The organism is Streptomyces typhae, assembly GCF_009755605.1.
In the GTDB taxonomy this organism is placed as follows: domain Bacteria; phylum Actinomycetota; class Actinomycetes; order Streptomycetales; family Streptomycetaceae; genus Streptomyces; species Streptomyces typhae.
Genome location: NZ_WPNZ01000006.1, coordinates 114,532 through 139,282, shown reverse-complemented (window position 1 = coordinate 139,282; position 24,751 = coordinate 114,532). Strand labels below are relative to the sequence as shown.

The following is a 24,751-nucleotide window of genomic DNA, read 5'->3' as shown; positions in this document are numbered from 1 at the left end:
TAGCTGTCTATTCGCGAAGAGCGGCGTCCAGTTCGCGGATCAGCTCACCCACGCGCCCTCCGCCTGCCGGTGCGGCGGGCAGTCTGCCGAGTACGGCGCCGACGGCGGGTGGAGCGTGTAGGCGCGCCCACTCCAACGTGTCGGAGGACCCGCGCCGTTCCTGCACGCCGCCTTTCGATTGCAACTCTTCGGCCCGCGCCGCGTGTGCCGGTGCACCGAGGATGTGTTTCACCTGATGGGGGCTGGCTCTGGGGTGAAGATAGGCGGCGGCTGCCGCGTGGCTCGCGGCCCGTGCCGCGTCGGCGGCGGCGGGCTCGGCGACGCGCTCCGGTGCGGCGGCGTCGCCGGCCGCGCGGTACGCGGCCCATGCGCTCTGCCGCAGGGCGCCCGTGCGCCGCTCGCCCGCGGCGAAGGCGTGAGCGGCGTCGATGGCGTCACGGGGCCGGGTGTCGGCGGGGAGGCTCTGCTCGAAGATCGACAGCACTCTGCTCGCACACCGCGCGGCAAAGCCCGCGATCTCACGCAGTTCCTCTTCGCTGAGCTCGATCTTGTCGGACACCGCTTTGTCAAACACCTCTGCCTGCACAGGCGTCTCTTGCGTCCTTGGTTTCTGTGGCTTCTCTGGCTTCTCTGGCTTCTTCGGTCCGGTCGGCACGGCCCGAAGCTACCGCGGGGCTGGGCCGCCCAGGACGTACGGAGGCCCTGCTGACGTACGAGTTGACTGCGAGTGGGCTCTGTCAAAGTTGCAGGAGCGATGCCTGGAACCGAGCGCCCGTCCGGGCGATGCATCGGTGTCGGGTGAACCGGCGGTGCTGGACGGACTGGTGGTGACCTGTGGGACGGAGGGGATGCGGGTACGACGGATCCCGGTGGACTGCGCCTTCCATTCGGCCCAGGTGGACCGGATCGTCGGACGCCTCGAACAGGAACTGGCGGGGCTGTCTCCGCGGCCCGCGCGCCTACCGGTGTACTCCACGGCGGAAGCCGCCTGGACCGCCCTGAGCACCCCCACCCTCTGCGTACGCCCGGCCCGCTGTGTTCCAGGGGTGCCGGGCGAGGTCCTGGAGGACCACGAGGGGCGTGACGCAACTGCCCCTGACGGCTCACTGGTACCTGCAACGGATACCTGATACCCACGCGACGAGAACGCCGTCCGACGAACGCCGGAGGTCCGTCATGGGCAAGCGCCGTACGCACCGCCTGAGCCTCGCCACCGTGACGGCGCTCCTCGTCACCGCCCTGCTCGGCGGCGGCATCGCCCCGGCGTCCCCCAGGGACGGAACCGTCAGCGACAAAACCCCCAGGGACGGATCCCCCAGGACCGGAACCCCCAAGGACGGAACCCCGGAAAGCAGAACGACCGGACCCGGCGCCCCGGGCGGCATCCCCCGTCTCACCGACGACCGGGGCCGCGCCCTCACCCTGCGCGGCTGGAACGTCGAGGACAAGACGCACCACGGCCCCGACGCGCTGAGCGCGATCACCGAGCGGCACTTCGCCGACCTGCGGGCCCACGGCTTCAACTTCGCCCGCCTGCTGATCTTCTGGGACGATCTGGAGCCCCGGCGCGGGCAGTACAGCGAGGCATACCTGCGCAAGATCCGGCGGATCCTCGACTGGGCGCGGGCCCACCGCGTCCACGTCGTCATCGACGCCCACCAGGACGTCTTCGGGCCCGCGTTCGGCCATCGAGGGATCCCCGCGTGGGCGACACGCACCGACGGTCTCCCGTTCACGTCGCACCCCGGCGACTGGTTCGCCGAGTACTTCGAACCCGCCGTCCAGCGGGCCTTCACCCACCTTTACGAAGACGCGGACCTGCGGCGCGCCCAGGCACGCATGTGGCGGCTGCTCGCCGACCGCTTCGGCGGCCACCCCGCGGTCCTCGGCTACGACCTGATCAACGAGCCGATGGGGGAGCTGCGGCAGGGCGAGGACCTGGCGACCGCGGCCCGCCGCATCGAGGCGACCCAGCTCACACCGATGTACCGGCGCCTCGCCGCCGCGATCCGCGCCGAGGATCGTACCAACTGGCTGTTCGTCGAGCCGACCCCGATCGTCGGCGAGGGCGTGCCGACCGGCCTCGGCCGGGTGGCCGACGAACGCGTCGTGTACGCGCCGCACTTCTACAACACCGCGATGGAGGCGGGTGCCGACTACGATCCGGCCGCCGGCTGGATCGAGGCGTACGAGAAAGCCGTCACCGCCTACCCGCGCGCGCAGTCGGTCCCGGTGGTCGTGGGCGAGTGGGGCCCGCTGAACAGCGGGCTGCCGAACATGCGCAGGTTCCACGACGACGCCCTCGCCTCCTTCACCCGGTACTCGTCCGGGTGGGCGGCGTACGTCTGGTGCTACGGCGGCGGCTACTGCGCCCTCGACCGGGAGGGCCGACTGCGCACCAACAAGGAACGCACCGTCACGCCGTACGCCCCCGCCGTCGCGGGCACCGTGCGCTCCGACACGTACGCCCCGGACACCGGCACGTACCGCCTCGCCTACCGGTCGACGCCGCTTCCCGGCGCCACCGTGGTGTCCCTGCCGCCGAGCCCCACCGGCTGGCGGATCACCGTCGCAGGCCGGACGGCAGGGGCCGGCGCCGAGCACGTGCCCGCCGGACGGGCGCGGCAGGTGACGGTGTGGGCGTTCGGCGGCGCCGAGGTGCGCGTGACGGTACGACCCGACGGGCCCACCGTGTGCCGATGACCCGTCAGAGATTCCCCTAGCGCCGGTGGTTGCGGCGGTAGCGGAACGGCCCCGGCAGGTCCATGGACGAGGTGCGCCGGCCTGTGGAGCTGACGGTGTGCCGGGGGCCGTGCCTCCCGCCCAGCGTGATCGACCAAGACCGGCCGTTGATGTTGAGCCTGACCCCGGGCAGGATCCGGAACGACTTGCGGTAATGGATCGGCATCGCGGACTCCTCGCGTCCCTCGTGCTCCCGCACATGTGCTGCGAACTTTCCCGGGTGCGCGCGCCCTAACCCGACAGCCTCGCGAGGAGAGCGGGCAGCGCCGTCCCGATCGGCTCGCGCACGATCTCGTCGGCCCGGTCGTCGTACGGCGTCGCCTCGGCGTTGACGATGATGAGGCGTGCGCCGTGGTCGGCGGCGAGGCCCGCCAGGCCGGCGGCGGGATGGACCTGGAGGGTCGTACCGACCGCGACGAACACCTGACAGGCCTCGGCGATCGCGGCGGCCGCACCGATGACCTCCGGGTCCAGGTGCTCGCCGAACATCACCGTTGCCGACTTGAGGATGCCGCCGCAGGCCAGACACGGCGGATCCGTCTCGCCCGCCTCGACGCGGGCGAGGGCGTCCGCCATCGGTCCGCGCGCCCCGCAGCCGGTGCACACCACCGAACGCGCGGTGCCGTGCAGCTCCAGGACCTTGCGCTCCGGCATCCCGGCGAGCTGGTGCAGGCCGTCGACGTTCTGCGTGAGGACCCGCACCGGCGCACCGGAGCGCTCCAGGGCGGCCACGGCCTCGTGCGCCGCGTTGGGGCGGGCCCGCAGTGTCTCGTTCTCGCGCCGCAGCTGCCAGGATCTGCGGCGGATCTCCGGATCGCTCATGTAGTAGTCGTACGTCACGAGCTTCTCGGCCTCGGGATCGCGCCGCCACAGCCCGTTCGGGCCGCGGTAGTCCGGGATCCCGGAGTCGGTGGAGATGCCCGCCCCGCTCAGGAGGGCTATCAGTGGCCTGTTCATGCCGTTGAGCCTAGAACGTGAGGCCCACTCGGCCCGTACACAGGAACGCGTACACAAGAACCACAGGGACCCGTACACAAGAGCCCGTACGCAAGAGAAGGCGGCACGAGAACCCGGACACAAGAAGAGGCAAGGAGAGCACGCGCTCCTTGCCACTCTTAACTTATAGCGCACCGGGGGGCTTGCGGCAAGGCCCCCGTCGTACCGCAAAATCGCAGGCCACACCCCGAACCTGCGGACATGGGAGTCTCCCGAAGTGCACGTGCTGCCGTCAGCCAGCCCCCTGAACACCGGCGTCTTCGACCTGCCCGACCGACTCTCCGCCAAGGCCGACCCGACGCTGATCGCCGGTGACGAGACGCACTTCTCGGCCGTCGCCGCGAGCGTCGAGCAGGCCGTCGCCGAACTGTCCGACCGCCTCGACGCCGAACTCAAGGCTCCCGGCGGCACCGGCAGGCAGGCGATGGACCGGGACGCGGAGGTCCACCGCCTCACGGGCCGCCTGCGCGCCCTGCGCCGCTTCGGCCTCGACCTGTGCCTCGGGCGCGTCGTCACCGCCGACGGCCCCGAGCCCGTCTACATCGGCCGGCTCGGCCTCACCGACAGCGACGGGAACCGGCTCCTCGTCGACTGGCGCTCGCCCGCGGCGGAGCCCTTCTTCGCTGCGACCCACGCCCACCCGATGGGCCTCGTGAGCCGCCGCAGATACCGCTGGACGGGCGGCCGGATCAGCGACTACTGGGACGAGGTGTTCACCGCCGACGGCCTTGAACGGCGCGCCGCGCTCGACGACCAGTCCGCTTTCGTCGCGAGCCTCGGCAGCAGCAGGTCGGACCGGATGCGCGACGTGCTCGCCACCATCCAGTCCGACCAGGACGCCATCATCCGCGCGGGCTCCCGTGGCGCCCTCGTCGTCGACGGCGGGCCGGGCACGGGCAAGACCGTGGTCGCCCTGCACCGCTCCGCCTACCTGCTCTACTCCGACCCCCGCCTCGGCCACCGCAAGGGCGGCGTGCTGTTCGTCGGCCCGCACCGGCCCTATCTGGCGTACGTCGCCGACGTCCTGCCGAGTCTCGGCGAGGAGGGCGTGCAGACCTGCCTCGTACGGGACCTCGTCGCCGAGGGCGCCACGGCGCCGGACGAGCGCGAACCGGAAGTCGCCCGTCTGAAGTCGTCCGCGGACATGGTGAAGGCGATCGAGAAGGCCGTCGCGATCTACGAGGAGCCGCCGGCGAAGGGCATGACGGTCTCGACCGACTGGGGCGACATCCGGCTGAGCGCCGACGACTGGGCCGAGGCGTTCGAGGCACCGGACCCCGGCACCCCCCACAACGAGGGGCGCGAGCAGATCTGGGAGGAACTGGTCGCGATCCTCCTCGACAAGCTCGGCGGCGACGTCCCGATCCACGAGTTCCGTGCCTCGCTGCGCTACGACGAGGAACTCCTGGACACCCTGCACCGCGCCTGGCCGCTCCTCGAAGCGGCCGACCTGGTCTCGGACCTGTGGACGGTACCGGCCTATCTGCGGCTGTGCGCCCCCTGGCTCACGGCCGACGAGGTGCGCAGACTCCAGCGCAAGGCCGCCCCGCAGGCCTGGACGGTGTCCGACTTGCCGCTTCTCGACGCGGCACGGCAGCGGCTCGGCGACCCGGGGGCCACCCGCCGCAAGCGCCGGCAGGAGGCGATCCTCGCCACCCAGCGCGAACGCATGGCGCAGGTCGTCGACAACCTGATCGACGCGGCGTCGTCATCGGGCGCGGACGGCGACGATGGCGAAGGCCTGGTGACGATGTTGCGCGGCCAGGACGCCCAGGTCAGCCTGGTCGACGAGGCCGAGCTCCCCACCACCGACGCGGATCTGCTCGCCGGGCCGTTCGCGCACGTCGTCGTGGACGAGGCGCAGGAGCTGACCGACGCGGAGTGGCAGATGCTGCTGCTGCGCTGCCCGTCCCGGAGCTTCACCATCGTCGGGGACCGGGCCCAGGCCAGGCACGGTTTCACGGAGTCGTGGCGGGAGCGCCTGGAGCGGATCGGCCTCGACCGGATCGAGGTGGCGTCCCTCACCGTCAACTACCGGACCCCGGAGCAGGTGATGGCGGAAGCCGAGCCCGTCATCCGCGCCGTGCTCCCCGACGCCAACGTGCCGACGTCGATCCGCAGCGGCGACGTCCCCGTCGTGCACGGCTCCGTCACGGAGCTGGCGTCGGTCCTCGACACCTGGCTGGCCGCGCACGCCGAGGGGACGGCCTGCGTCATCGGCGACCCCACGTTCCAGGAGACCGCCCGGGTCCGGTCGCTGACTCCCCAGCTGTCGAAGGGGCTCGAATTCGACCTGGTCGTCCTTGTCGACCCCGACGCGTTCGGCGAGGGCGTCGAAGGAGCGGTCGACCGCTATGTCGCGATGACCAGGGCCACCAGCCGACTGGTCATCCTCACCAGTTCCTGAGGCCCGCCAGTTCCTGACGCCCGTGTCTGCCAGTTCCTGACGCCCGTGTCTGCCGGTTCCTGAGGCCTGTGTCTGCCGGTTCCTGAGGCCCGTCGGAACCCGAGGTCCGCCCGGCCGTGTGTCCGTATCTGTGGGACATACGGCCGGACCGCCATGGCGACGCCCTCCGCGCGGCGCGATGCTTCAAGTGCAGGGGAGACGGAGCCATCGACCACGTGAGGCAGCGAGCCATGACGAACACGGGCACGCGGGCGCAGGCCGCGGACATCGCCGTTCCGGACACGAAGGTGGCCAGGGAGGCCACGGAGCTGATCCGGGACACCACGAGCGAACTGATCTACCACCACTCGCGCCGGGTGTACTTCTTCGGCGCACTGCAGGGCGCGGGCCGCGGCCTGAGCTTCGATCCGGAGCTGCTGTACGTCGGCGCGATGTTCCACGACGTGGGGCTCGGTCGGGACTTCCACGGCAGCGGGCGGCGCTTCGAGATCGACGGCGCCGAGGAGGCGAAGCGGTTCCTGCGCGGCCACGACCTGCCCGAGGACAGCATCCGGCGGGTGTGGACGGCCATCGCCCTGCACACCACCCCCGGTGTCCCCGCGTACATGGAACCCGAGGTCGCCCTGGTGACCGCCGGTGTGGAGTACGACGTCCTCGGCATCGGCTACGACGACCTCTCCGCGGCCGACCGCGCCGCCGTGGTGGCCCTGCACCCCCGCCCGGATTTCAAGCGGCGGATCCTGGAGGCGTTCACCGAGGGCGTCCGCCGCAAGCCGGAGACGACGTTCGGCAACGTGAAGGCCGACGTCCTGGAACACCACGTACCCGGCTTCGAACGCGGAGACTTCGTCCGCACCATCCTGGAGTCGCCGTGGGCGGAGTGAGCGGGCAGGGCCGCGCGGGCGGGACGGCGCGCGGGGGCGGGACGGCGCGAGGGGGCAGGGCGCTGCGAGCGGGCGGCCCGGGTGCGGGCAGGGCGGCCCGGCACGTCGTCGCTCTCCTCGCCTTCGACGGCGTCCAGCTCCTCGACGTGAGCGGCCCCGCCGAGGTCCTCACCACCGCCAACTCCCACGGCGCCCGCTACGACCTGCGCGTCGTCTCCCCGACCGGACACGACGTCCGCACCTCCTCCGGCGTGCGCGTGGGGGTGGACGGCGCGCCGTCCGACCTGCCGCGCCGCATCGGCACCCTGGTCGTGCCCGGCCGCCGGGACTGGCGGCACGCGGTCGCCGACACCGAACTGGTGGGCCTGACCGCGGCCCTCGCCGCCCGCACGCCACGGATCACCTCCGTGTGCGCGGGGGCGTTCGTCCTCGCCGAGGCCGGGCTCCTGGACGGCCGGCGTGCGGCGACGCACTGGGAACTGGCCGGGGAACTGGCGGGCGCCTACCCGCGGGTGCGGGTCGCCGAGGACCCGCTGTTCGTGCGCGACGGCCCCGTGGTGACCTCGGCCGGGGTGACCGCGGGCATCGACCTGGCCCTCGCCCTCGTCGAGGACGACCACGGCGCGCGCGTCGCGCGGAGCGTCGCCCGCGAACTGGTCGTCTTCATGGCGCGGCCCGGCGGCCAGTCGCAGTTCAGCAGACGGCTCGCGCCGGAGACGGCCGAGGGGTCGGTGGTGCGCCGGGCGATGGACGCGGTCACCGCCGATCCCACGGAGGACCACAGCGTCGACTCGCTGGCACGCCGGGCAGGTGTGAGCGCACGGCACTTGGGGCGGCTCTTCCGCGCGGAGACCGGCACGACGGCAGGACAGTACGTCGAGGCGGCGCGCCTCGAAGCCGCCCAGGCGCTCCTGGAGGCGGGGTCCGACAGTGTCGAAGAGGTCGCCCGGCGCGCCGGATTCGGTTCGTCGGAGTCACTGCGCCGGGCCTTCAAGGACCAGCTGGGCATCGCGCCCACGGTGTACCGGGCGCGCTTCCGCAGCACCACCGCCGACTTCGGGGAGGCCGACCGTACCGCCGCTGCCGACCCCGGGGAGGCCGACCGTACCGCCGCTGCCGACCACGAGGAGGACGACCGCATGGCCGCTGCCGCCCCCTGACGGGACGGCGGGCGCTCACGCCCACTTCTGCTGGCGTGTGGGCGAGCAGCGCACGGCCCGCAGACCGGCGCGCCCGTCGTCCTCCAGGCACCGTCCGGTGTCCGCGTTCCTGAGGCCGACCGCCTCGTCGTGCCCCGGAGCGAACACCCACTTCTGCGAGGGCGCCGCCCCGCACCGCGCGGTGCGCAGGTCGGCCGGGTCGTGGTCGAGACACTTGCCCGTGGCGTGGTTGCGGAGCTGGCGCGCGCCGTCGGCGTACCGGCGGACGGTCCACCACTGGTACGGCATCCCGTTGCACGCGTAGGAGCGCAGCCCCTTGTCGAGGCTGTCGTCCAGGCAGTTGCCCGTGGCCCGGCTGACGAAGATCCGCGTGGCCTCGGGCGGCCTCGTGGCTCCCGCGCTCTCGGTGTACGTGGGGCCGTCCCCGGGCGGGGCCTTCGCGAGGGTGTCGGCGGGACGGGCGGGCGGGAAGGGCGCGGAGGTCTGCGAGGGGTGCGCGGGCAGGACCGGGAGGGTGGGTCCGGTGGACGAGGCGGGCGCTGCCGCGCGCGAGCCGGGCGGGGAGTCCTGGGGGAGGACGAGCACGGTGACGAGGACGCCGGTGAGCAGACCGGCCGCCGCACCGGCCGCGGCGCAGGTCCACCGGCCGTTGAGCCCGGCCCGTACGAACGCGCGGGCGGCCCGGACGCCCTGGACGGCAGCGGGCGGCGGGGGAGCGGCGGGCGGGGGAGCGGCGGCGGGTTCGGGCAGCGGCTCCGGCCGGCTGCGGTCGGCCGCCTCCCACAGGACCCGGTACTCGGTGGGGTCACCGCCGAGGGCCCGGCACACGTCGCGCACCACGGGCCAGGGCGGCACGGTGTCCCCGCGGAAGTAGCGCGAGAGCGACGAGTCGCTGATCCGCACCTGCTCCTCCAGGCTGCGCAGCGTGCGCCCCGAACGCTGTTGCAGGGCACGCAGCGCCCCGCCCAACCGCCGCGCCGCCGCGGTGTGTTCCCCTCGTCCGCGGTCGGTCATCGAGAACGGCTCCCTGGCTGGCCGGCAACGGCGAACGGCCCGCTGCTCCCTGGTGCGGGACGGACATGTCCCAGCAGGTCGGGAATGTATGTATCACGGCCTGCCGGAAGCAAGGGGCGCGCGGTGGCAGGGGGGCGCGGGCCCCGGAGAAACCTCGGATCACGGGCCGCACGAATCACCTCTACGGGTGACGGCGCGCAGCGGGCCCCGGGGACGCCGGTACGAGACGGCTGATCGGGCACCTGGAGGGCGTGGCCGCTCCAGGTGCCCGGTGCCCGGGAGTCCGCGCGCGGGCCCCCGCGTGCGGTCCTCGTACGCGGTCCCCGTACGCGCATCCGGCGAGGAGGTCAGACCCGGTCGGCCGCGATCAGGAGGTACTGGAAGGAGCCGTCCTTGTAGGAGTTGATGAACGCGTCCTCAATTCCCGTGACCAGCGAGGACGTGGCCCGCAGCTCCCAGTACGGCAGGGTGTCGGGCGTGAGGTCGACGACGGCCTGCGGCACCAGGCGGTTGTCGGCCATGGCGCGCAGGTACTCACGGCGCGAGTGGATGTTGCACTCGAAGTGCGCGTTGATCTGCGAGACCCACTTCGAGGGCTGGCCGTACCGCGGGTTCCAGCAGCCGGTGATGGTCACATAGCGGCCGCCGACGCCGAGGACGCGCGCGTGCTCGGCGAACAGGTCCTGCAGGTCGACGTACATGCTCGACTCGTTGTTCCACGAGGCCGCCGCCTCCCCGGTCGCGAACGGCATGGCGAGCATGTTGCACACGCGGGCGCGGACGTGGTCCTGGATGCGCAGTTCGCGGGCCCGGTTGTTGGCGAAGGCGGCCTGCTTGGCGGACAGCGTCACGCCCTCCACCTTGCAGCCGAAGCGCTGGTGCGCCATCACCATCGAACCGCCGCGGCCGCAGCCGGCGTCCACCAGGGTGTCGTCACGGCCGATGTCCCCGAGGTGGCCCAGGAGGAACTCGGCCTGGGCCGACTCCAGGCGGTGCAGCTCGGCGATCAGCTTCTTCTCGCTCTCGCTGTCCTCGGCGTCACCGAGCGCGGCGTGGTCCACCTCCCCGATGCCGTAGTGGTGGTGGTAGAGGCCGTCGACGTCACCGAGACGCAGGTTCACGGGCCTGGCCTCGCCGTCCCAGTACCGGGCGATGTCGCCCTGGTAGGGCGTCGCGGGGCCCGGGATGCGCAGGGAGGTGCCGGAGGTGCCGCTCGACGTGGCGGTGAGTTCGGTGCTTGTCACAGATGAATCCATTCTCTTACCAGAAGTCGGGCAGGCTGTAGCGGTAGGTGTTGGTCCGGTGCCAGTAGTGGTTGCCGTCGACCCACGTGGCCACGCCGCGCAGGAAGCGCTGTGCACTCGGTACGGGCAGGGCCGCGGTCAGCTCCGCGGCCGCGGTCTCGAACTCGCGCATGAGGTCGTTGTGGACCTCGACCGACTTCAGATAGGCGTCCCGCTCCGAGAGGCCCTCGCGGTCGGCGATCACGACCGGCAGGTTCAGGTGCCGGCCCGGCGAGTCGAGTTCCTTGGTGTACGAGTAGAGGTCGTTCACGATGGTCGTCGCGTTGCCCGCGAGTGCGATGACCCGCTGCATGGCTGGCTGTGCGTGCAGGTCCGCCGGGAGTTCGTAGCCGCCGACGGTGTCGGTGATGGTGGGGCAGGGGCGGAAGTTGTTGAACTGGCGCATCGCCAGGTACTCCCACACCTCGGGTACGCGGTCCTCCTTGGCCCAGGCCGCCTCGGCGAGGTAGCCCATGTGCAGCCGGGCCATGTCGTGCCGGAACCGGTCGGCCTGGGAGGCGCTGCCCGCCTGGACGAAGTACTCCATGGCGGAGCGGTAGGCGCGCCGGGGCGCGTCCGCGTGCAGGGACCGCGCCCACTGCGGCTGGTACTCCTGCGTCGTGTACAGCGGGTCGAGGGCCGTGTGCGCGAGGAGCAGGCGTTCACCGAGACCGTCGGGTGAGCCTCCGTGGTCCTCGCAGTAGCAGTCGTCCACCGCGTTCTCGGCCACCATCAGACGGGTGGCGATCATCAGGTGGTCGACGGTGGGGGCGTCCGGATGGCAGGCGACCATGTAGCGGCCCACGGAGAAGCCGTCGAACTCCTCCTCCCAGTCGTCGGGATACAGGGAGACCTCGTCGATCGCCCAGGACTTGATCCTGCGGCTGACCTCCTCGACCCGTACCGGGTCGGGGTCGGGCACCGGGTGGTGGTAGAGCCCGGGGATCGGCGTCCCCTCCGCCGCGGCGGGCGGGGCCTCCCCTGGCCCTTCCCCGGGGGCCTCGGCGGGCGGCGCCGGTTCCTCCCTCGGGACCAGGCGCAGACCGGCCGTGCCGAGTCCGCTGGGGCCGCGCAGGATCCGGGCCAGGTCGGGCTCCGGCGCGGGCGGCGACGACGCGCCGACCGGATCCCCGAAGACGGCTCTGACGTCGCAGGCACGGGCCGCCGCCTCGGCGAGGACACGCGCCCCGAAGGGGGCGACGACCTCGGGCAGGATCGACTCCGGGGGGTGCGACTGCGGAGGGTGCGACTCCGCGGGTTCCGACTGCCGGGATTCCAGCTGGGGAGAGTCCTGCTGAGGAGATTCCTGCTGTGGAGGCTCCGGCTGTGCTGGCACCTGCCGCGAAGGCGTCGGCTCGGGCGCGTGCGCGGGTGTCCGCGGCGCGTCCGCGGGCATCCATGGCTCCCTGGTGGGGCGGGCGGCCGGATCCACTACCTGCCCCAGCGGGCGATCTGCACGTTCTCCAGGACGCCGACCGCGTCCGGCACGAGGATCGCGGCGGAGTAGTAGGTGGTGACGAGGTAGGAGGTGATCGCCTGCTCGTTCAGGCCCATGAAGCGGACCGACAGCCCCGGTTCGTACTCGTCGGGCAGGCCGGTCTGGTGCAGACCGATGACGCCCTGGTTGTCCTCGCCGGTGCGCATGCACAGGATCGAGCTGGTCTTCTCCTTGGTGATGGGAATCTTGTTGCAGGGCAGGATCGGGACCCCGCGCCAGGCGGGCACCAGCTGGCCGCCGAGGTCGACGTGGTCGGGGTAGATCCCGCGGGAGTTGAACTCGCGCCCGATCGCGGCGATCGTCTTCGGGTGGGCGAGGAAGAGCTTGGAGCCGCGGCGGCGGCAGAGCAGTTCGTCCAGGTCGTCGGGGGTCGGCGTGCCCGAGTGCGGCTGGATGCGCTGCTTGAAGTCGGCGTTGTGGAGCAGGCCGAACTCCCGGTTGTTGACCAGCTCGTGCTCCTGGCGCTCCCGCAGCGCCTCGATGGTGAGCCGGAGTTGCTCCTTCGTCTGGTTCATCGGGCCGTTGTAGAGGTCGGCGACCCGCGTGTGGACGCGCAGGATGGTCTGCGCGGCGGAGAGTTCGTACTCGCGGGGTTTCAGTTCGTAGTCCACGAACGCGCCGGGCAGTTCGTGTTCGCCGGTGTGACCGGCGGACATGGCGATCTCCGCCTCGCCGCGGTGGTTCTGCCGGCGCTGCGCGCGCGACCTGAACTCCTCCAGGTGGCCCCGCAGGGCCGGGGCCGAGGACACCACGGCCTCGAAGTCGGCGCGGGACAGGGTCAGCAGGGTGCCGGAGGTCTCGGCGGTGGCGGTCTGGTCCCAGCGGGCGTCCTCGTCCAGGAGGGCGTGCTCGCCGAACCGGTCGCCGTCGGCGAGCACGTCGAGGGCCACCTCCTCGCCGTACGGGCCTGCCGAGGTCTGGCTGACGCGGCCGTGGGCGATCAGATGCAGGTGGTCCGCGGGCGCCCCGCGCTCGGCCAGCGTCTCGCCGACCCGGAAGTCGCGCTGCACGCACCGGTCGGCGATGGCGGTCAGCACGTCCACGTCGTCGAAGCCGCGCAGCAGCGCCAGTTCGCCGAGTTCGCGGGGGATCACACGGACGTCGGAGCCGTCCTGGACGAACTCCACGGTGCCGTCGCCGACGGTGTGGGTCAGACGGCGGTTCACGCGGTAGACCCCGCCCTTGGTCTCCACCCAGGGGAGCATCCGCAGCAGCCAGCGGGAGGTGATCTCCTGCATCTGCGGGGCGGACTTGGTCGTGCTGGCGAGGTTGCGGGCGGCCGCCGTGCCCAGGCTGGTCTGCCGCGGCGGCTCCACTCGCGTTTCCGGGCTCGAGTCAACAGTCATCGGGCGAGCTCTCCTTGCTCGGCGGAGTGACGCGTGTAGGTGCGCGTCACCGGCAACGGAAGGAACAGGGGTAAACGAGATATAGGCGTATACGGACGGGAATCCGTCCAGATCCACGGGAACCCTAGTGGCCACTTCGCCCGCCGGGCCAAGGAAAACTGACGACATTAACTCGATACGATGATCGTGCCCGCGCGATGTTTGCCTGCCTACCGGCGGATTTCAGCCGAGATCACGCGGTGTGGCATGCCCGCTCAGGCCACGTCCACGCCGTCCAGTTCCGCGTAGTAGGCGTCCTTGGCCAGTCGTACGGTGTTCCAACCCGCCCGCAGGAGCAGGGGAGTTCCGGCCGTCGACCGCCAGCGGTCCCAGCCGGTGTGCGGGTAGGGGACGACGCCGGCCGCCGCGCCGTTCACCGTGAGCCGGTGGGCGGCGGCGACCGGGGCGCCCGCGCCGTCCAGGGAGCCGTTGCCGTAGCGCACGAACAGCGTGTGCGTGCCCGCCGACGCGGCGAAGACCCGGAACTCGACGTGGCTGTCGGCGTGGTCGATCCCGCCGACCGCCCTGCCGCCCGAGGCGAGGGGGGCGTCCCGGACGACGGCGTGCCCGACGCGGGCGTCCTCCGCCTCGTGGAACCTCTTGCTGCCCCGCACCACCGGACGGCCGTCCGCGAAGGCGAGGTCGGCGGCGTACAGGAACCGCTGGGTGTAGTCGGCGTTCCAGCCGTGGAAGACGATGCGGTCGCGGCCGTCGGGGCCGGTCACCACGTCCTGGCCGCCGGGGCCGCGGACCGCTCCGGAGAAACCGGCCGTCGTCATCAGCGGCCCGGCGGCCTTGGTGTACGGGCCGGTGAGCCGCTCCGCGACCGCGTACCCGGTGCGGTACTGGTCGCGGCTGTAGAAGTGGGCCGAGTAGAACAGGACATGACGGCCGCCGCGCCGGACGAGGGTCGGCGCCTCCACCAGCGGGCCCTCCCACTCCCTGTCCTGCTTGACGAGGCGGGTGGCGGCGCCCGTGAGGCGGGTGCCGTCCCACGACGTCGGCTGGAGGCGCAGCCAGGTGTCGGCGCCGAGGCCGCAGCAGTTGCCGTCGTTCTTCCACAGCACGTACCGCTGCCCGGCCTCCGTGTAGGAGGCCGCGTCGATGGCGCCGCCCTCCGCGGCCGGGCAGATCAGCGGTCCGTCGCCGACCGGCCGGAACGGCCCGTCCGGTGACGGCGCCAGCGCGACGCCGACGCACTGCCGGTCGCTCGCGCGGTCGTGGGCCGTGTAGTGCATGGTGAAACCGGAGCCGTTGTCGTACACCTCAGGCGCCCACACGAGGCCGCGGTCGGGCACGGCCCAGGCGCCGAGCGCGGGCAGGACGTCGGCGGTGTCGGCGCGCCAGTGGGTGAGGTCGGTGGACGTGGCGTGCTGGATGTGCTGTCCGGCGCCGTTGGTGGCGTACGCGTGGTAGGTGGGGCCGACCTTCACGATGTCGGGGTCGGGGAAGTTCCGGTCGAGCACGGGGCCGTCGGCGGGGGCCGCCGCCACCGGCGCGGACGCCGGCGGCGCGGACGTCACCCGTGCGGCGGCGGCCGGGAGGCGGGGGCCCGCCTGCGCCTGGCCGAGGACCGGCATCAGGATCAGGGCGGCGGCGGTGAGTCCGCAGGCCGCGACACGACGTCGCATGGGGTTCCTTCCCGCGGCACCGGTCGCAGGGGGCTCACGGCTGCGGGCCCGTACCCGAACCGGTCCGCACAGGGGACGAGTCGGCAGTGTCGACCGATCAACGCGCCACCGGTCTCCGGGACACCGCCGCGTCGGCCCGCCGGCATCCGCCGTCCAGTTGTCCCGGCATCCGCCGTCGGTCATCCCGGCATCCGCCGCCCGCGTGTGCCGACACCCGCCGTGTCCGCACATCCGCACAGAAGATCGCCCGAAAGGGGTGGGAGGACGTGATCGATGGGTATGCGGTGATCACGCTCGCCCCGCACCGCGACGGCGGGCGAAAGTCTCGGCGGCCCGCCCGGCCGGGCCCACCCTCCAGGAGGCGACCCATGAACGAGCCCTACGCTCTCCGCCAGCTGCTCCTCCTCGTCGACCGCGGTGAGAGAGGCACCCTGCTGCCCGACGAGGCCGCCGAACTCCGCGCCGCGATAAGGGCGTTGTACGCCCGCCCCGCCGCCGACCGCGAGATCGCGCTGCACCGGCGCATGACCAAGGCCGTCGAGGCCGCCGTCGACGACTACCGCGCGCTCACCTGTCAGTGGACCGAGGCGGACGGCACCACGTCGGAGATCGCCCGGCGGGCCACGTCGGCGGCGTTCGGCGCGGTGCGTGCCGTGGTGCCGCTGCACGAGGAGCCGCACGGGTGCCTCTTCGACGCCGGCCGGATGCCCGTCGAGGCCGGCGCCCGGGGGCTATGATCCGACCCCTCCACGCTGGAAGGCGGTCCGTCCATGCCCGTGCCGAGCCTGCTCGCGGTCTTCGCCCACCCGGACGACGAGTCGTTGTCCGCGGGCGGGGTGCTCGCCCGGCACGCGGCCGCGGGCGCCCGCACCGCGGTCGTCACGGCGACGTGGGCCGCGGACACGCGGCGCGCCGCCGAGCTGGCCGAGGCGCTGCGGATCCTCGGCGCGGGACCGCCCCGGATGCTCGGCTACGCCGACGCCCGCGCACCGCGGTCGGCCCCGGACAGCGCGCGGTTCCGTGACGCGCCCCTCGACGAGTCGGTGCGGCGCCTCGTGGCGCACATCAGGGAGTTCCGGCCGGAGGTCGTCGTCACGCATGACGCCTACGGCGGCGTCTCCGGGCACGAGGACCACGTGCACACCCACCGCGTGACCACGCTCGCCGCCCAGGCGGCCGGGCTGGGACAGCTCTGCCCGGAAGCCGGTGCCCCCTGGCGGCCGGGCGCCCTCTATCTGGCCACCCATCCGCACTCGGCGGTGCGGGCGCTGACGGAGGTGGTGGGCGCGCACAAGACGGTGTACAGCGTTCCCGACGAACTGGTCACCACGGTCGTCGACGTCCGCCCGTGGCTGGAGCAGAAGACCGCCGCCGTGCTCGCGCACCGTACGGAGGTGGCACGCGGAGCCGTACCGGGCCTGGTCGCCGCCCTGCCGCAGGACGCGCGGGAGCGCCTGCTCGGCACCGAGTGGTACATCCGCCAGGGCCTCGCCCCCGAAGTCCCGCAGGGCTCCGCGTATCACGTCCGCACTGAACTGACCGCGACCGTCTGAAGCCCGCTGCCTAGAGCTGTCGCAGATGGTCCCGCAAGGTGCGGGCCACGTACGCCATGAGGGCGTCCGCGCCGAACTGGGTGCTCGCGGGGACCAGGGACTCGGTGAGCACGGCGACGGCGAAGGCCTGGCCGTCCGCGTGCTCGACGACGCCGATCTCGTGGCGCAGGTTGAGCAGCGTGCCGGTCTTGGACGACCAGGCCGTCGCGTCGGAACTGAAGTCCGGCGCCAGCCGGTGCCGGATGAGGTTGTGGGCCATCAGCTCCCGGACCCGCCCTGCCACCTCCGGGGGGATCTTCGAGGGGGTCCACAGGGCCTGCAGCAGTTCGACGCAGGCGCGGGCGCTGCCGGTGTTGGCGCGGGTGGTGTCGAGCTGGGGGATGCGGTGGCCGCGGCCGCCGGTGCCCGCGTCGATGGCCAAGGAGTGCGCGAGGTGGACCTGCTCGGCGGCGAAGCGCTCCGTCGGGGTGTCGGACAGCGCGCGCAGGCTGTGCCGGACGGTGAGGCCGCGCAGCCCGAACTCCTCGATGATGGCGGCGACCCGCGCGGGCGGGGTGAGGTCGAACAGCGCGTCGCCCGCCGAGTTGTCGCTCACCGACGTGCTCAGATACAGCAGGTCGTCGACGGCTATGCGGGCCGGGTGGCGGAAGCGGCTCACGCCGGTGGGTCCGGGCGTGGTGATCCTGCCGGGCTCCACGTCCAGCGCCGTCGCCCCGTCGATCTCGCCCCGCCGGATGCGTTCCACCGTCGCGAGCGCCAGGGGAATCTTGACGAGGGAGGCGACGGGCAGCGGAGTGTCGGGTTCGAGGCCGATCTCGTCGCCCGATTCCAGGTCGCGTACGAGGACGCAGCAGCGCAGTCCGCCGTCGTGCAACTCGCCGCGCAGGTCGCGCAGCAGCGCCTCGGTGTTGATGCCGCCGTTCATAGCGCTGTCACGCCGCGGTACTTGCCGCTGTTCATGCCGCCGTTCACGCTGTCCCTCACGCTGTCCCTTCCTGTGCGGTCGCGCCTGGCGCGGTCGCCTCCCGTGCGGTCGCACCTGGCGCGGTCGACCTCTGCGCGGTCGCACCTGGCGCGGTCGCCTCCTGGGCCGGCACCCGTGTGTCCGCGCCGAGGCAGCGGGCGACGGCCGCACCGAGTCGCACCCGGACGTGCCGGGGGTTGCCGTCCGCCGCGGCTTCGACGGCGTACCCGCGGCCGAGCGCGAGTTCGCCGACGGGACGCCAGGTCAGGCCGAGCTCCGCGGCCTGCGCGGCGGAGCACAGCAGCAGGTCGTCGCCGCACAGGACCTCCGCGGCGGCGGTCGTCAGCTGCTCGGCGGCGACGAGTTGGGCGGGGCGCAGGCCGAGCGCGTCGCGCAGCCGGGTCAGCGGGTCCCTGATGTGCGGTACGTCGTCCTCGGGCTGGATCCAGATGCGCCGGGCCGGGCCCGGCGACCCGCGCCGGAGCCGCAGCGTCTCCACGTAGACGCGCTGCACGCCGGGGTCCTCGGCGGTGGCGAGGCCGAGCGGCACGGACCACGCGGCCTCGTCGGCGGGCACCGCGAGCAGCGCGGCCCGCACCTGCTGGGCGTCGAGGAGCTCCCTGCGCCGCGCGGGCCCCTCGACGCGCAGGTCGAGGGTGACGCCCTGGTGGCGCGCGTCGGCGACGAGGCGGGCCAGGGCGGCGGTGGAGCAGACGCCGGGCACCGCGAACCGCCACGGCTTGTGTCTGACGGCCTCCGCCTCGTGCAGCAGCACATCGGCGGCCCGCACCAGCTGCCGGGCCGTCGGCAGCAGGTCCCGGCCGAAGGGGGTCAGGACCGCCCGCCGCGAGGTCCGCTCGAACAGCGGCTCGCCGAAGCGCTCCTCAAGGGCGGCGACCCGACGGCTCGCCACCGACTGCGACATCCGGGCCGCGGCGGCACCGACGGTGAAACTGCCGCGCTCACTGACGCTGACGAACGCGCGACACGCCCCCACGAGATCCACAGCCCGCACCCTATGCCAGAACGGCATGAAACCGCGCGGAAGCGTATTGGACCGCATGGCAGCTCCGCGGCGAAGGTGGTTCCGGCACTGATCACCGCACCGGGACGGGCCGTGCCGCGCCGTCCCCCTGTGCCCCGCGCGCGGGGCGCCCTGGAGGTTTGGACCATGCAGTACACCCGTGCCCGGCGTGCCGTCGTCGGCGCGCTCACCGCACTCGCCCTCGTCCCGCTCGTCGCCTGCGGCCAGGACGAATCCCCGGCGGCGTCGTCGAAGTCCCCCAGGACGTCCGGCGGGACGGCTCAGGGGACCTCGGGGGCGTCGCACACCTCGGCCGTCTCCGGGCGGCCGACGCCGGCCACGAAGCCGTACGCCCAGGCGTTCAAGCAACTGGAGCGCAAGTTCGACGCGCGGCTCGGGGTGTACGCCGTCGACACCGGCACCGGACGCGAGGTGGCCTACAACGACGGCAGGCGCTTCGCGTACAACTCCACGTTCAAGGCGCTCGCCGCCGGTGCCGTGCTGCGCAAGAACACCCTCGCGGGGATGGACAGGGTGGTGAAGTACTCCAAGGACGATCTGCTCGCCAACTCGCCCGTGACCGAGAAGCACGTCGACACGGGCATGAGTCTGCGCGCCCTGTGCGACGCGGCCGTCCGCTACAGCGACAACACCGCGGCCAACCTCCTGTTCGACGAGCTCGGCGGGCCCAAGGGCCTCGACGCAGCCCTGGAGCGGCTCGGGGACCACGTGACACGGGTGGAGCGTATCGAGCCCTTCCTGAGCCGGTGGGTCCCGGGCGAGAAGCGGGACACGAGCACCCCGCGCGCCCTGGCGAAGGACCTGCGGGCCTATGTGCTCGGCGACGTGCTCGCCGAGCCGCAGCGCGCGCTGCTCACCCGGTGGCTGAAGACCAACACCACCGGTGACCACGTCATCAGGGCCGGAGTGCCGAAGAACTGGGTGGTCGGGGACAAGACGGGGACCGGTACCTACTACGGCGCCCGCAACGACATCGCCGTCGTGTGGCGCCCCGACGCGGCCCCGCTCGTCGTGGCGATCCTGTCGCACCGCGCCGACAAGGACGCCGCGCCCGACGACCGGCTGATCGCCGAATCGGCGTCCGTGGTCGCGGACGCGCTGCCGTAGCCGGTTCGCCCGAGCCGCACGTGGTGGCGTACCGCCCGCGTCACCCCTGCGGAACGGAGCGCGCCGCCGCCACGGCCTGCTCGGCGTAGCCCCGGCCGAACAGCACCGTGTGCACGAGCAGGGGGAAGAGCTGGTGCAGGCCGACGCGGTCATGCCAGCCGTCGGCGAGCGGCGCCGTCTCCTGGTAGCCGTCCAGGACGCGGTCGAGGTGGGGGCAGCCGAAGAGGCGGAGCATCGCGAGGTCCGTCTCGCGGTGGCCGCCGTGGGCGGCCGGGTCGATCAGCCGTACGTGTCCGTCGGCGCCCCACAGGACGTTGCCGCTCCACAGGTCGCCGTGCAGCCGCGCGGGCGGCTCGGCGGGTCCGGCGACGTCGGGCAGCCGCGCGCAGACGCCCTCGATCAGGGCCGCTTCGGCGGGCCGCACCGTGCCCTCGTCGACCGCGCGGCGCAGATAGGGCAGCACCCGGTGCTCCGCGTACCAGTGCGGCCAGTCGTCGCCGGGCGTGTTGCGCAGGGGGGCGAGCCCGATGTACGCGTCCTCGGGGCCGCCCGGCGGCGCGGCGCCGAACGCGGGCGCGCCACAGGCGTGCAGGGCGGCCAGGTCGCGGCCGAACCGTGTCGCGGCGTCCACGTCCGCCCGGCCCGTCGGGACCCGGTCGATCACCAGCCGGCGCTCGTCGTGTCCGTGCACCACGGGCACGCGCACCGTCCCGGTGGCGGTGAGCCAGCGCAGTCCCGCCGCCTCGGCCCGGATCGCGCCGGGCTTCTCGTCGTGCTTGACGACCACCACCCGCCCGCCGTCCAGGACGACTTCGGTGAGCGCTCCGGAGAGTGGGCGTGCACGGACGGCGGGAAGGCCGGTGAGGCGGGACGCCGCGGCCTCGGGACTCTCGGCGGAGGCGGGGCGGGCGGTCATGTGGTGGTGGGCCGCGGTCGCGGGTGGCCCTCGTCCCGGGAGTCCTGGTGCCGCAGGCCCCCGGGGAGCAGGTCGACGGGGCGGCGCGGGTCGTGGCGCGGGTCGCTGCCATGCCCGACGCGGAGGTTGCCGACGCCTCGCACCAGTTCGCGGGCGCGGGTGCCGACGCCTCGCACCGGTTCGCGGGCGCGGGTGCCGACGCCTCGCACCGGTTCGCGGGCGCGGGTGCCGACGCCTCGCACCGGTTCGCGGGCGCGGTTGCCGACGCCGGCCTCCCCGGCTCCGGCACCCGCGTCGAGCAACTGCTCGCAGACGGGCACGAGCCGGTCGGGGAAGGAGTCGTACGGTGCTTCGGAGCAGCCGCTGTCCGACCGCGGCGCGTGGGCGAGTCCGTGCCCGGTGACCGGGAAGTCGACGAACGGGTCCGCCCCTGCACGGAGCGCCGCCGGCGGGGGCGTCGCGCTGTCGAGGAGGCGCGGGACCGCTCCGGCGCAGGCGGCGACCTGGCGGCGGTGGACGGCGACGACGAGACCGGCGCGCGTCGGATAGTGGCGGTGGAACGTGCCCGTCCCGGCGCCCGCCTCGGTGGCGGTCCGGCGGACAGGCGCATCGACCCCGGAGGCCCGGGAGGCCCCGGAGGCCCCGGAGGTGACGCACACCGCCGCGGCCGCGGCGAGCGGGGCCAGTCCGTTGCGCCGCGCGTCGGCCCGCTCGCTCCGGCCGGCCTGCCTCTGCCCTGGGCGGCTCGTTTCGGGCACCGCGCTCTCCTTCCGGATCCCGTGCTCGTTCCGGTCGTCGTCGACCGAGCGGAACAGTGCTCCGTCACATGGTACGGAGGCGAGCACGGGCTCGGCGGCGTCTCGGCGCGTCGGCGTCAGGTGACCGGCGACGCGGTGGGCACCACCACCGGCGCGCCGTCGGAGGACGCGAAGAGGATCTCGGTGTCGATGCCGTACAACTCGCGGACGAGCGCGGGGTCGATGGTCTCGCGCGGCGGTCCGGAGGCGACGACGCGGCCGTCCCGCATCGCCACGACGGTGTCGGCGTAGCGCGCCGCGGCCGCGAGGTCGTGCACGACCATCACGACCGTACGGCCGCCCGCCGCGATGGCGCGCACCAGGTCGAGCACCTCCACGGCGTGGCCGATGTCCAGCGCGCTGGTGGGTTCGTCGAGCAGGACGACGGGGGTCTCCTGGGCCAGCGCCATGGCGAGCCAGCAGCGCTGGCGCTGCCCGCCGGAGAGCTCGTCGAGCCGCCGGTCGGCGAGGGCGGCCGTGCCGGTGGCGTCCAGTGCCTCGGTGACCGCACGCTCGTCGTCGCGGGACCACTGGCGGAACAGGCCCTGGTGCGGATGGCGGCCGTACCGCACCAGGCCCGCCACGGAGACGGCCTCCGGTGCCTGTGGGGACTGGGGGAGCAGGGCGATGCGGTGCGCGGCCTCCCGCTGCCGCATCCGCCACACGTCGGCGTCACCGGCAAGGACCCGTCCCGATGTGGGTTCGTGGAGCCTGGCCATGGTCCGCAGCAGGGTGGACTTGCCGCAGCCGTTCGGTCCGACGACGGCCACCACCTGGCCGGATCCGATCGTCAGGTCGACCTCGTCGACCACCGTGCGCCCGGCGTATCCGGCGGTCAGTCTCTCCACGCGCAGTTCCACTGTGTGCCTCGTCCTCCCCGAGGAACGAGACAACCCCCTTCCTCCATGGCTATAAGGTAAGGCTAACCTTAGCTCGCGGTGCGAGGGGTGCGGCATGCCGGGCCCTGTTTCCGCGCACCGTCATGTCCCCATGAATCACGGAGCCTTCGATGAACCAGCCCCACAGATCCGCTCTCCTCGCGCCGCGCCGTGCGGCCAAGGCAGTCGCAGCCCTCGGGGCGGCCGCGCTGCTCCTCACCGGCTGCGGCTCCGACAAGGATTCGGACGACGGCAAGGGGGGCGCGGACAAGGCCGGTTCGGCGGCGACCCGCACGGTCAAGGACGCCACGGGCAAGGCGGTGAAGGTGCCCGCGCACCCCAAGCGCATCGTCACCCTCACCCAGGAGGACCTCGACGCCGTCCTCGCGCTCGGGATCAAGCCGGTCGGCATCACCAACGGCCAGGGCATGAACAAGCCCCCGGCCTACCTCGCCGACAAGGTCGAGGGCGTCGACGTCGTCGGCAACCTCCTCCAGCCGGTCATGGACAAGGTCATCGCCGCCAAGCCGGACCTGATCCTCGCCGGTGACATGCAGGACGAGCAGGTCCTCAAGCAGCTCCGTGAGATCACCCCGGCAACGCTCGTCACGATGGCGCCCACCGACGAGTGGAAGCTGTCCTTCCGTGGTGTCGGCAACGCCGTGAACGAGCTCGACAAGGCCAACAAGGTCATCTCCGACCACGAGACCGCCGCAAAGGCGGCGGGCGCGAAGCTCGGTGCGGCGAAGGGCGCCGAGGTCTCCATCGTCCGCTGGAACCCGGACGGCCCGAGCTGGATGGAGAAGAAGCAGTTCGCCAGCGGTGTCGCCCTGGAGATGGGCCTCAAGCGGCCCAAGGCGCAGGACAAGGACGGCAACGCGCACACCCCGTCGCTGAGCCTGGAGAAGATCGACCAGATCGACGGCGACTGGCTGTTCCTCTCCACGCTGACCTCCGACGGCGAGAAGGCCCTCAAGGACGTGCAGTCCAAGCCCGCCTACAAGGGTCTGAACGCCGTGAAGAAGAAGCACGCGGTGACCGTCGACGGCTCCGTGTGGTCGACTCGGGGCGGCCCGCTGGCCAGTGATGTCGTCGTGGACGACATCACCAAGGCCCTGTCCGCCTCCTGACGCCCGCCGGGTCCCCGGCCCGTGCGGTCACGACGCACGGACCGGGGACCCGGCCGCACCCGGCCGGCTCCCGGCGGGTCTCACCCGGCGCGCGCGAAGTCGGCCGCCGTCCACGCCATCGCCGTCGCCCCCTCCATGAGGGCCCGCTCGGCGGCGGGTGAGAGGGCCGCCTCGGCGAACTCCGGCTCGTGCGGCCCGCACGCCCCGCCGCTGATGTCGAGCACCGGGTGGATGGACGGCACGGCATGGGACACGTTGCCCATGTCGGTGCAGGCGAACGGCGGACGCTCGACCGGCTCGGGCCTGCCGGCGGCGCGGGCGTTCGCCGTCCACAGCGCGATGAGCGCCGGGTCCCCGCGGAAGTCCAGATAGTCCGGTTCCGGCCGCTCCAAGGTCACCTCGCAGCCGGTCGCGAGTGCGCCCGCGCGGAAGCAGTCCTCCACGCGGGCCCGCAGTTCGGTGAGGTCCTCGGCGGCCAGCGCCCGCAGTTCGTACGCGGCCGTCGTTCGGTCCGGAATCGCGTTCGGGGCCGTGCCCGCCTCCGTGGTGATGCCGTGCACCCGCCACTGCTGCGGCAGATGCTGACGCAGCAGCCCGAGCGCGACCTGCGCGACGGTCAGGGCGTCGGCGGCGTTGCGTCCCTCGTGCGGATTGAGGCTCGGGTGCGCGGCGCGCCCGGTGTACGTGACCGACAGCGTGCCGAGGGCGAAGGACGCGAAGTCGGACATCTCGAACGGGCACGGGTGCACCATCATCGCCGCGTCGACCCCGTCGAAGGCGCCCTGCTCCAGCATCAGGGCCTTGCCCGCGCCGCGCTCCTCCGCCGGTGTGCCGAGAACCCGTACGCGCAGGCCCAGTCGGTCGGCGAACGGGGCGAGACCCAGGGCCGCGCCGACGCCCGCGGCGGCGATCAGGTTGTGCCCGCAGGCGTGCCCGAGGCCCGGCAGGGCGTCGTACTCGCACACGATCGCCACGGTCCGGGGCCCCGAGCCGACGCTCGCCTCGAACGCGGTGTCCAGACCGTACGCGGGGGAGCGCACCGCGAAGCCCGCCGTGCCCAGCGCCTCGGCGCACCAGGCGGCCGCCCGGTGCTCGGCGAAGGCCGTCTCCGGGTGGGCGTGGATGCGGCGGCTGAGGGCCAGGAGGTCGTCGCGGTGGCGTGCTATCTCCTTCCGCACGGCGGACTTGACGTCCTCGTCGGGGGTGGCGGTGGTGCGGGGCATGGGTCCTCTTCGGGTTCGGGTTCGTACGAGGCGGGCTCGGGGCTGGGGCAGGGCGGGTTCCGGAGTCGTGCGGGGCGGGTGCGGGCGCGTGTAACGGGCACCGGGGCTCGCGTGATCGCACCCGGAGAACATAGCTTA

Annotated in this window: 23 protein-coding genes; 9 read left to right on the top strand and 14 right to left on the bottom strand. The window is 73.1% G+C overall.

What is annotated here, in order from left to right; genetic code table 11:
- Positions 1-7: 7 nt before the first annotated feature.
- Positions 8-586: a putative immunity protein gene (locus GPA10_RS12825; protein WP_343040738.1), complete on the bottom strand. Its 579-nt coding sequence runs from the start codon at positions 584-586 to the stop codon at positions 8-10.
- Here GPA10_RS12825 and GPA10_RS44025 point away from each other — a divergent pair.
- Both GPA10_RS44025 and GPA10_RS12815 read left to right on the top strand, forming a co-directional pair.
- Positions 549-1,130, top strand: coding sequence for an acyltransferase domain-containing protein (locus tag GPA10_RS44025; RefSeq protein WP_425505731.1), 582 nt, complete (start codon positions 549-551; stop codon positions 1,128-1,130). The genes GPA10_RS12825 and GPA10_RS44025 overlap by 38 nt on opposite strands.
- A 46-nt stretch (positions 1,131-1,176) precedes the next feature.
- Entirely contained in the window at positions 1,177-2,703 is a 1,527-nt protein-coding gene (locus GPA10_RS12815; protein WP_246259055.1) for a cellulase family glycosylhydrolase, read from the top strand.
- A 16-nt stretch (positions 2,704-2,719) separates the two neighbouring features.
- Here GPA10_RS12815 and GPA10_RS12810 read toward each other — a convergent pair whose 3' ends face one another.
- Together GPA10_RS12810 and GPA10_RS12805 are read right to left on the bottom strand one after the other, a co-directional pair.
- On the bottom strand, positions 2,720-2,908 hold the full coding sequence (locus tag GPA10_RS12810) for a DUF4236 domain-containing protein (protein ID WP_058847921.1): 189 nt from the start codon (positions 2,906-2,908) through the stop codon (positions 2,720-2,722).
- A 65-nt stretch (positions 2,909-2,973) separates the two neighbouring features.
- Positions 2,974-3,699 (bottom strand): SIR2 family NAD-dependent protein deacylase, encoded by a 726-nt coding sequence (locus GPA10_RS12805; protein ID WP_157165635.1) that lies wholly within the window; start codon positions 3,697-3,699, stop codon positions 2,974-2,976.
- Between the two features lie 262 nt (positions 3,700-3,961).
- Between GPA10_RS12805 and helR the strand changes: the two genes are divergently transcribed.
- The 3 genes from helR to GPA10_RS12790 all read left to right on the top strand — a co-directional run bounded on the left by helR (position 3,962) and on the right by GPA10_RS12790 (position 8,189).
- Positions 3,962-6,145, top strand: coding sequence for an RNA polymerase recycling motor ATPase HelR (helR, locus tag GPA10_RS12800; protein WP_425505730.1), 2,184 nt, complete (start codon positions 3,962-3,964; stop codon positions 6,143-6,145).
- Positions 6,146-6,375: 230 nt separating this feature from the next.
- The gene (locus GPA10_RS12795) at positions 6,376-7,029 is read left to right on the top strand and encodes an HD domain-containing protein (protein ID WP_157165634.1); all 654 of its coding nucleotides are present in this window, start codon (positions 6,376-6,378) and stop codon (positions 7,027-7,029) included.
- Between the two features lie 62 nt (positions 7,030-7,091).
- Positions 7,092-8,189 (top strand): GlxA family transcriptional regulator, encoded by a 1,098-nt coding sequence (locus GPA10_RS12790; protein WP_157165788.1) that lies wholly within the window; start codon positions 7,092-7,094, stop codon positions 8,187-8,189.
- Between the two features lie 15 nt (positions 8,190-8,204).
- Here GPA10_RS12790 and GPA10_RS12785 read toward each other — a convergent pair whose 3' ends face one another.
- From GPA10_RS12785 to GPA10_RS12765, 5 genes are all read right to left on the bottom strand, one after another.
- Positions 8,205-9,203, bottom strand: coding sequence for a helix-turn-helix domain-containing protein (locus GPA10_RS12785; protein ID WP_157165633.1), 999 nt, complete (start codon positions 9,201-9,203; stop codon positions 8,205-8,207).
- A 347-nt stretch (positions 9,204-9,550) separates the two neighbouring features.
- A complete protein-coding gene (locus tag GPA10_RS12780) occupies positions 9,551-10,447 on the bottom strand; it encodes a geranyl diphosphate 2-C-methyltransferase (RefSeq protein WP_058847788.1) in 897 nt (298 codons plus the stop codon).
- A gap of 16 nt (positions 10,448-10,463) precedes the next feature.
- Positions 10,464-11,882: a family 2 encapsulin nanocompartment cargo protein terpene cyclase gene (locus GPA10_RS12775; protein ID WP_198351587.1), complete on the bottom strand. Its 1,419-nt coding sequence runs from the start codon at positions 11,880-11,882 to the stop codon at positions 10,464-10,466.
- A 35-nt stretch (positions 11,883-11,917) separates the two neighbouring features.
- Positions 11,918-13,330, bottom strand: coding sequence for a family 2B encapsulin nanocompartment shell protein (locus tag GPA10_RS12770; protein WP_058847789.1), 1,413 nt, complete (start codon positions 13,328-13,330; stop codon positions 11,918-11,920).
- Between the two features lie 254 nt (positions 13,331-13,584).
- The gene (locus GPA10_RS12765) at positions 13,585-15,000 is read right to left on the bottom strand and encodes a family 43 glycosylhydrolase (protein WP_246259054.1); all 1,416 of its coding nucleotides are present in this window, start codon (positions 14,998-15,000) and stop codon (positions 13,585-13,587) included.
- A gap of 368 nt (positions 15,001-15,368) precedes the next feature.
- Here GPA10_RS12765 and GPA10_RS12760 point away from each other — a divergent pair, with 368 nt between their 5' ends.
- Both GPA10_RS12760 and GPA10_RS12755 read left to right on the top strand, forming a co-directional pair.
- A complete protein-coding gene (locus GPA10_RS12760) occupies positions 15,369-15,737 on the top strand; it encodes a hypothetical protein (RefSeq protein ID WP_157165631.1) in 369 nt (122 codons plus the stop codon).
- A 33-nt stretch (positions 15,738-15,770) separates the two neighbouring features.
- Positions 15,771-16,553, top strand: coding sequence for a PIG-L deacetylase family protein (locus tag GPA10_RS12755; protein WP_157165630.1), 783 nt, complete (start codon positions 15,771-15,773; stop codon positions 16,551-16,553).
- A gap of 10 nt (positions 16,554-16,563) precedes the next feature.
- Here the strand turns inward: GPA10_RS12755 and GPA10_RS12750 are convergent, their stop codons facing one another.
- Positions 16,564-17,466, bottom strand: a complete 903-nt coding sequence (locus GPA10_RS12750; protein WP_343040799.1) for a serine hydrolase — start codon at positions 17,464-17,466, stop codon at positions 16,564-16,566.
- 67 nt (positions 17,467-17,533) lie between these two features.
- Positions 17,534-18,523 carry a LysR family transcriptional regulator gene (locus GPA10_RS12745; RefSeq protein WP_343040734.1) on the bottom strand — a complete coding sequence of 330 codons (990 nt, stop codon included), beginning with the start codon at positions 18,521-18,523 and terminating at the stop codon, positions 17,534-17,536.
- Between the two features lie 165 nt (positions 18,524-18,688).
- Between GPA10_RS12745 and bla the strand changes: the two genes are divergently transcribed.
- Positions 18,689-19,669, top strand: a complete 981-nt coding sequence (gene bla, locus GPA10_RS12740; RefSeq protein ID WP_157165627.1) for a class A beta-lactamase — start codon at positions 18,689-18,691, stop codon at positions 19,667-19,669.
- Positions 19,670-19,709: 40 nt separating this feature from the next.
- Here bla and GPA10_RS12735 read toward each other — a convergent pair whose 3' ends face one another.
- The 3 genes from GPA10_RS12735 to GPA10_RS12725 form a co-directional block, all read right to left on the bottom strand.
- Positions 19,710-20,585: a fructosamine kinase family protein gene (locus tag GPA10_RS12735; RefSeq protein WP_157165626.1), complete on the bottom strand. Its 876-nt coding sequence runs from the start codon at positions 20,583-20,585 to the stop codon at positions 19,710-19,712.
- Positions 20,582-21,343: a TetR/AcrR family transcriptional regulator gene (locus GPA10_RS12730; protein WP_343040733.1), complete on the bottom strand. Its 762-nt coding sequence runs from the start codon at positions 21,341-21,343 to the stop codon at positions 20,582-20,584. Before GPA10_RS12730 ends, GPA10_RS12735 begins: the two co-directional genes overlap by 4 nt.
- 116 nt (positions 21,344-21,459) lie before the next feature.
- Positions 21,460-22,242 carry an ABC transporter ATP-binding protein gene (locus GPA10_RS12725; RefSeq protein ID WP_343040732.1) on the bottom strand — a complete coding sequence of 261 codons (783 nt, stop codon included), beginning with the start codon at positions 22,240-22,242 and terminating at the stop codon, positions 21,460-21,462.
- A gap of 149 nt (positions 22,243-22,391) precedes the next feature.
- On the opposite strand from GPA10_RS12725, the gene GPA10_RS12720 reads away from it, so the two are divergent.
- Positions 22,392-23,390, top strand: coding sequence for an ABC transporter substrate-binding protein (locus GPA10_RS12720; protein ID WP_157165624.1), 999 nt, complete (start codon positions 22,392-22,394; stop codon positions 23,388-23,390).
- An 80-nt stretch (positions 23,391-23,470) separates the two neighbouring features.
- Here GPA10_RS12720 and GPA10_RS12715 read toward each other — a convergent pair whose 3' ends face one another.
- Complete coding sequence (locus GPA10_RS12715) at positions 23,471-24,613, bottom strand: M20 family metallopeptidase (protein ID WP_157165623.1); 1,143 nt, start codon at positions 24,611-24,613, stop codon at positions 23,471-23,473.
- Positions 24,614-24,751 lie beyond the last annotated feature (138 nt).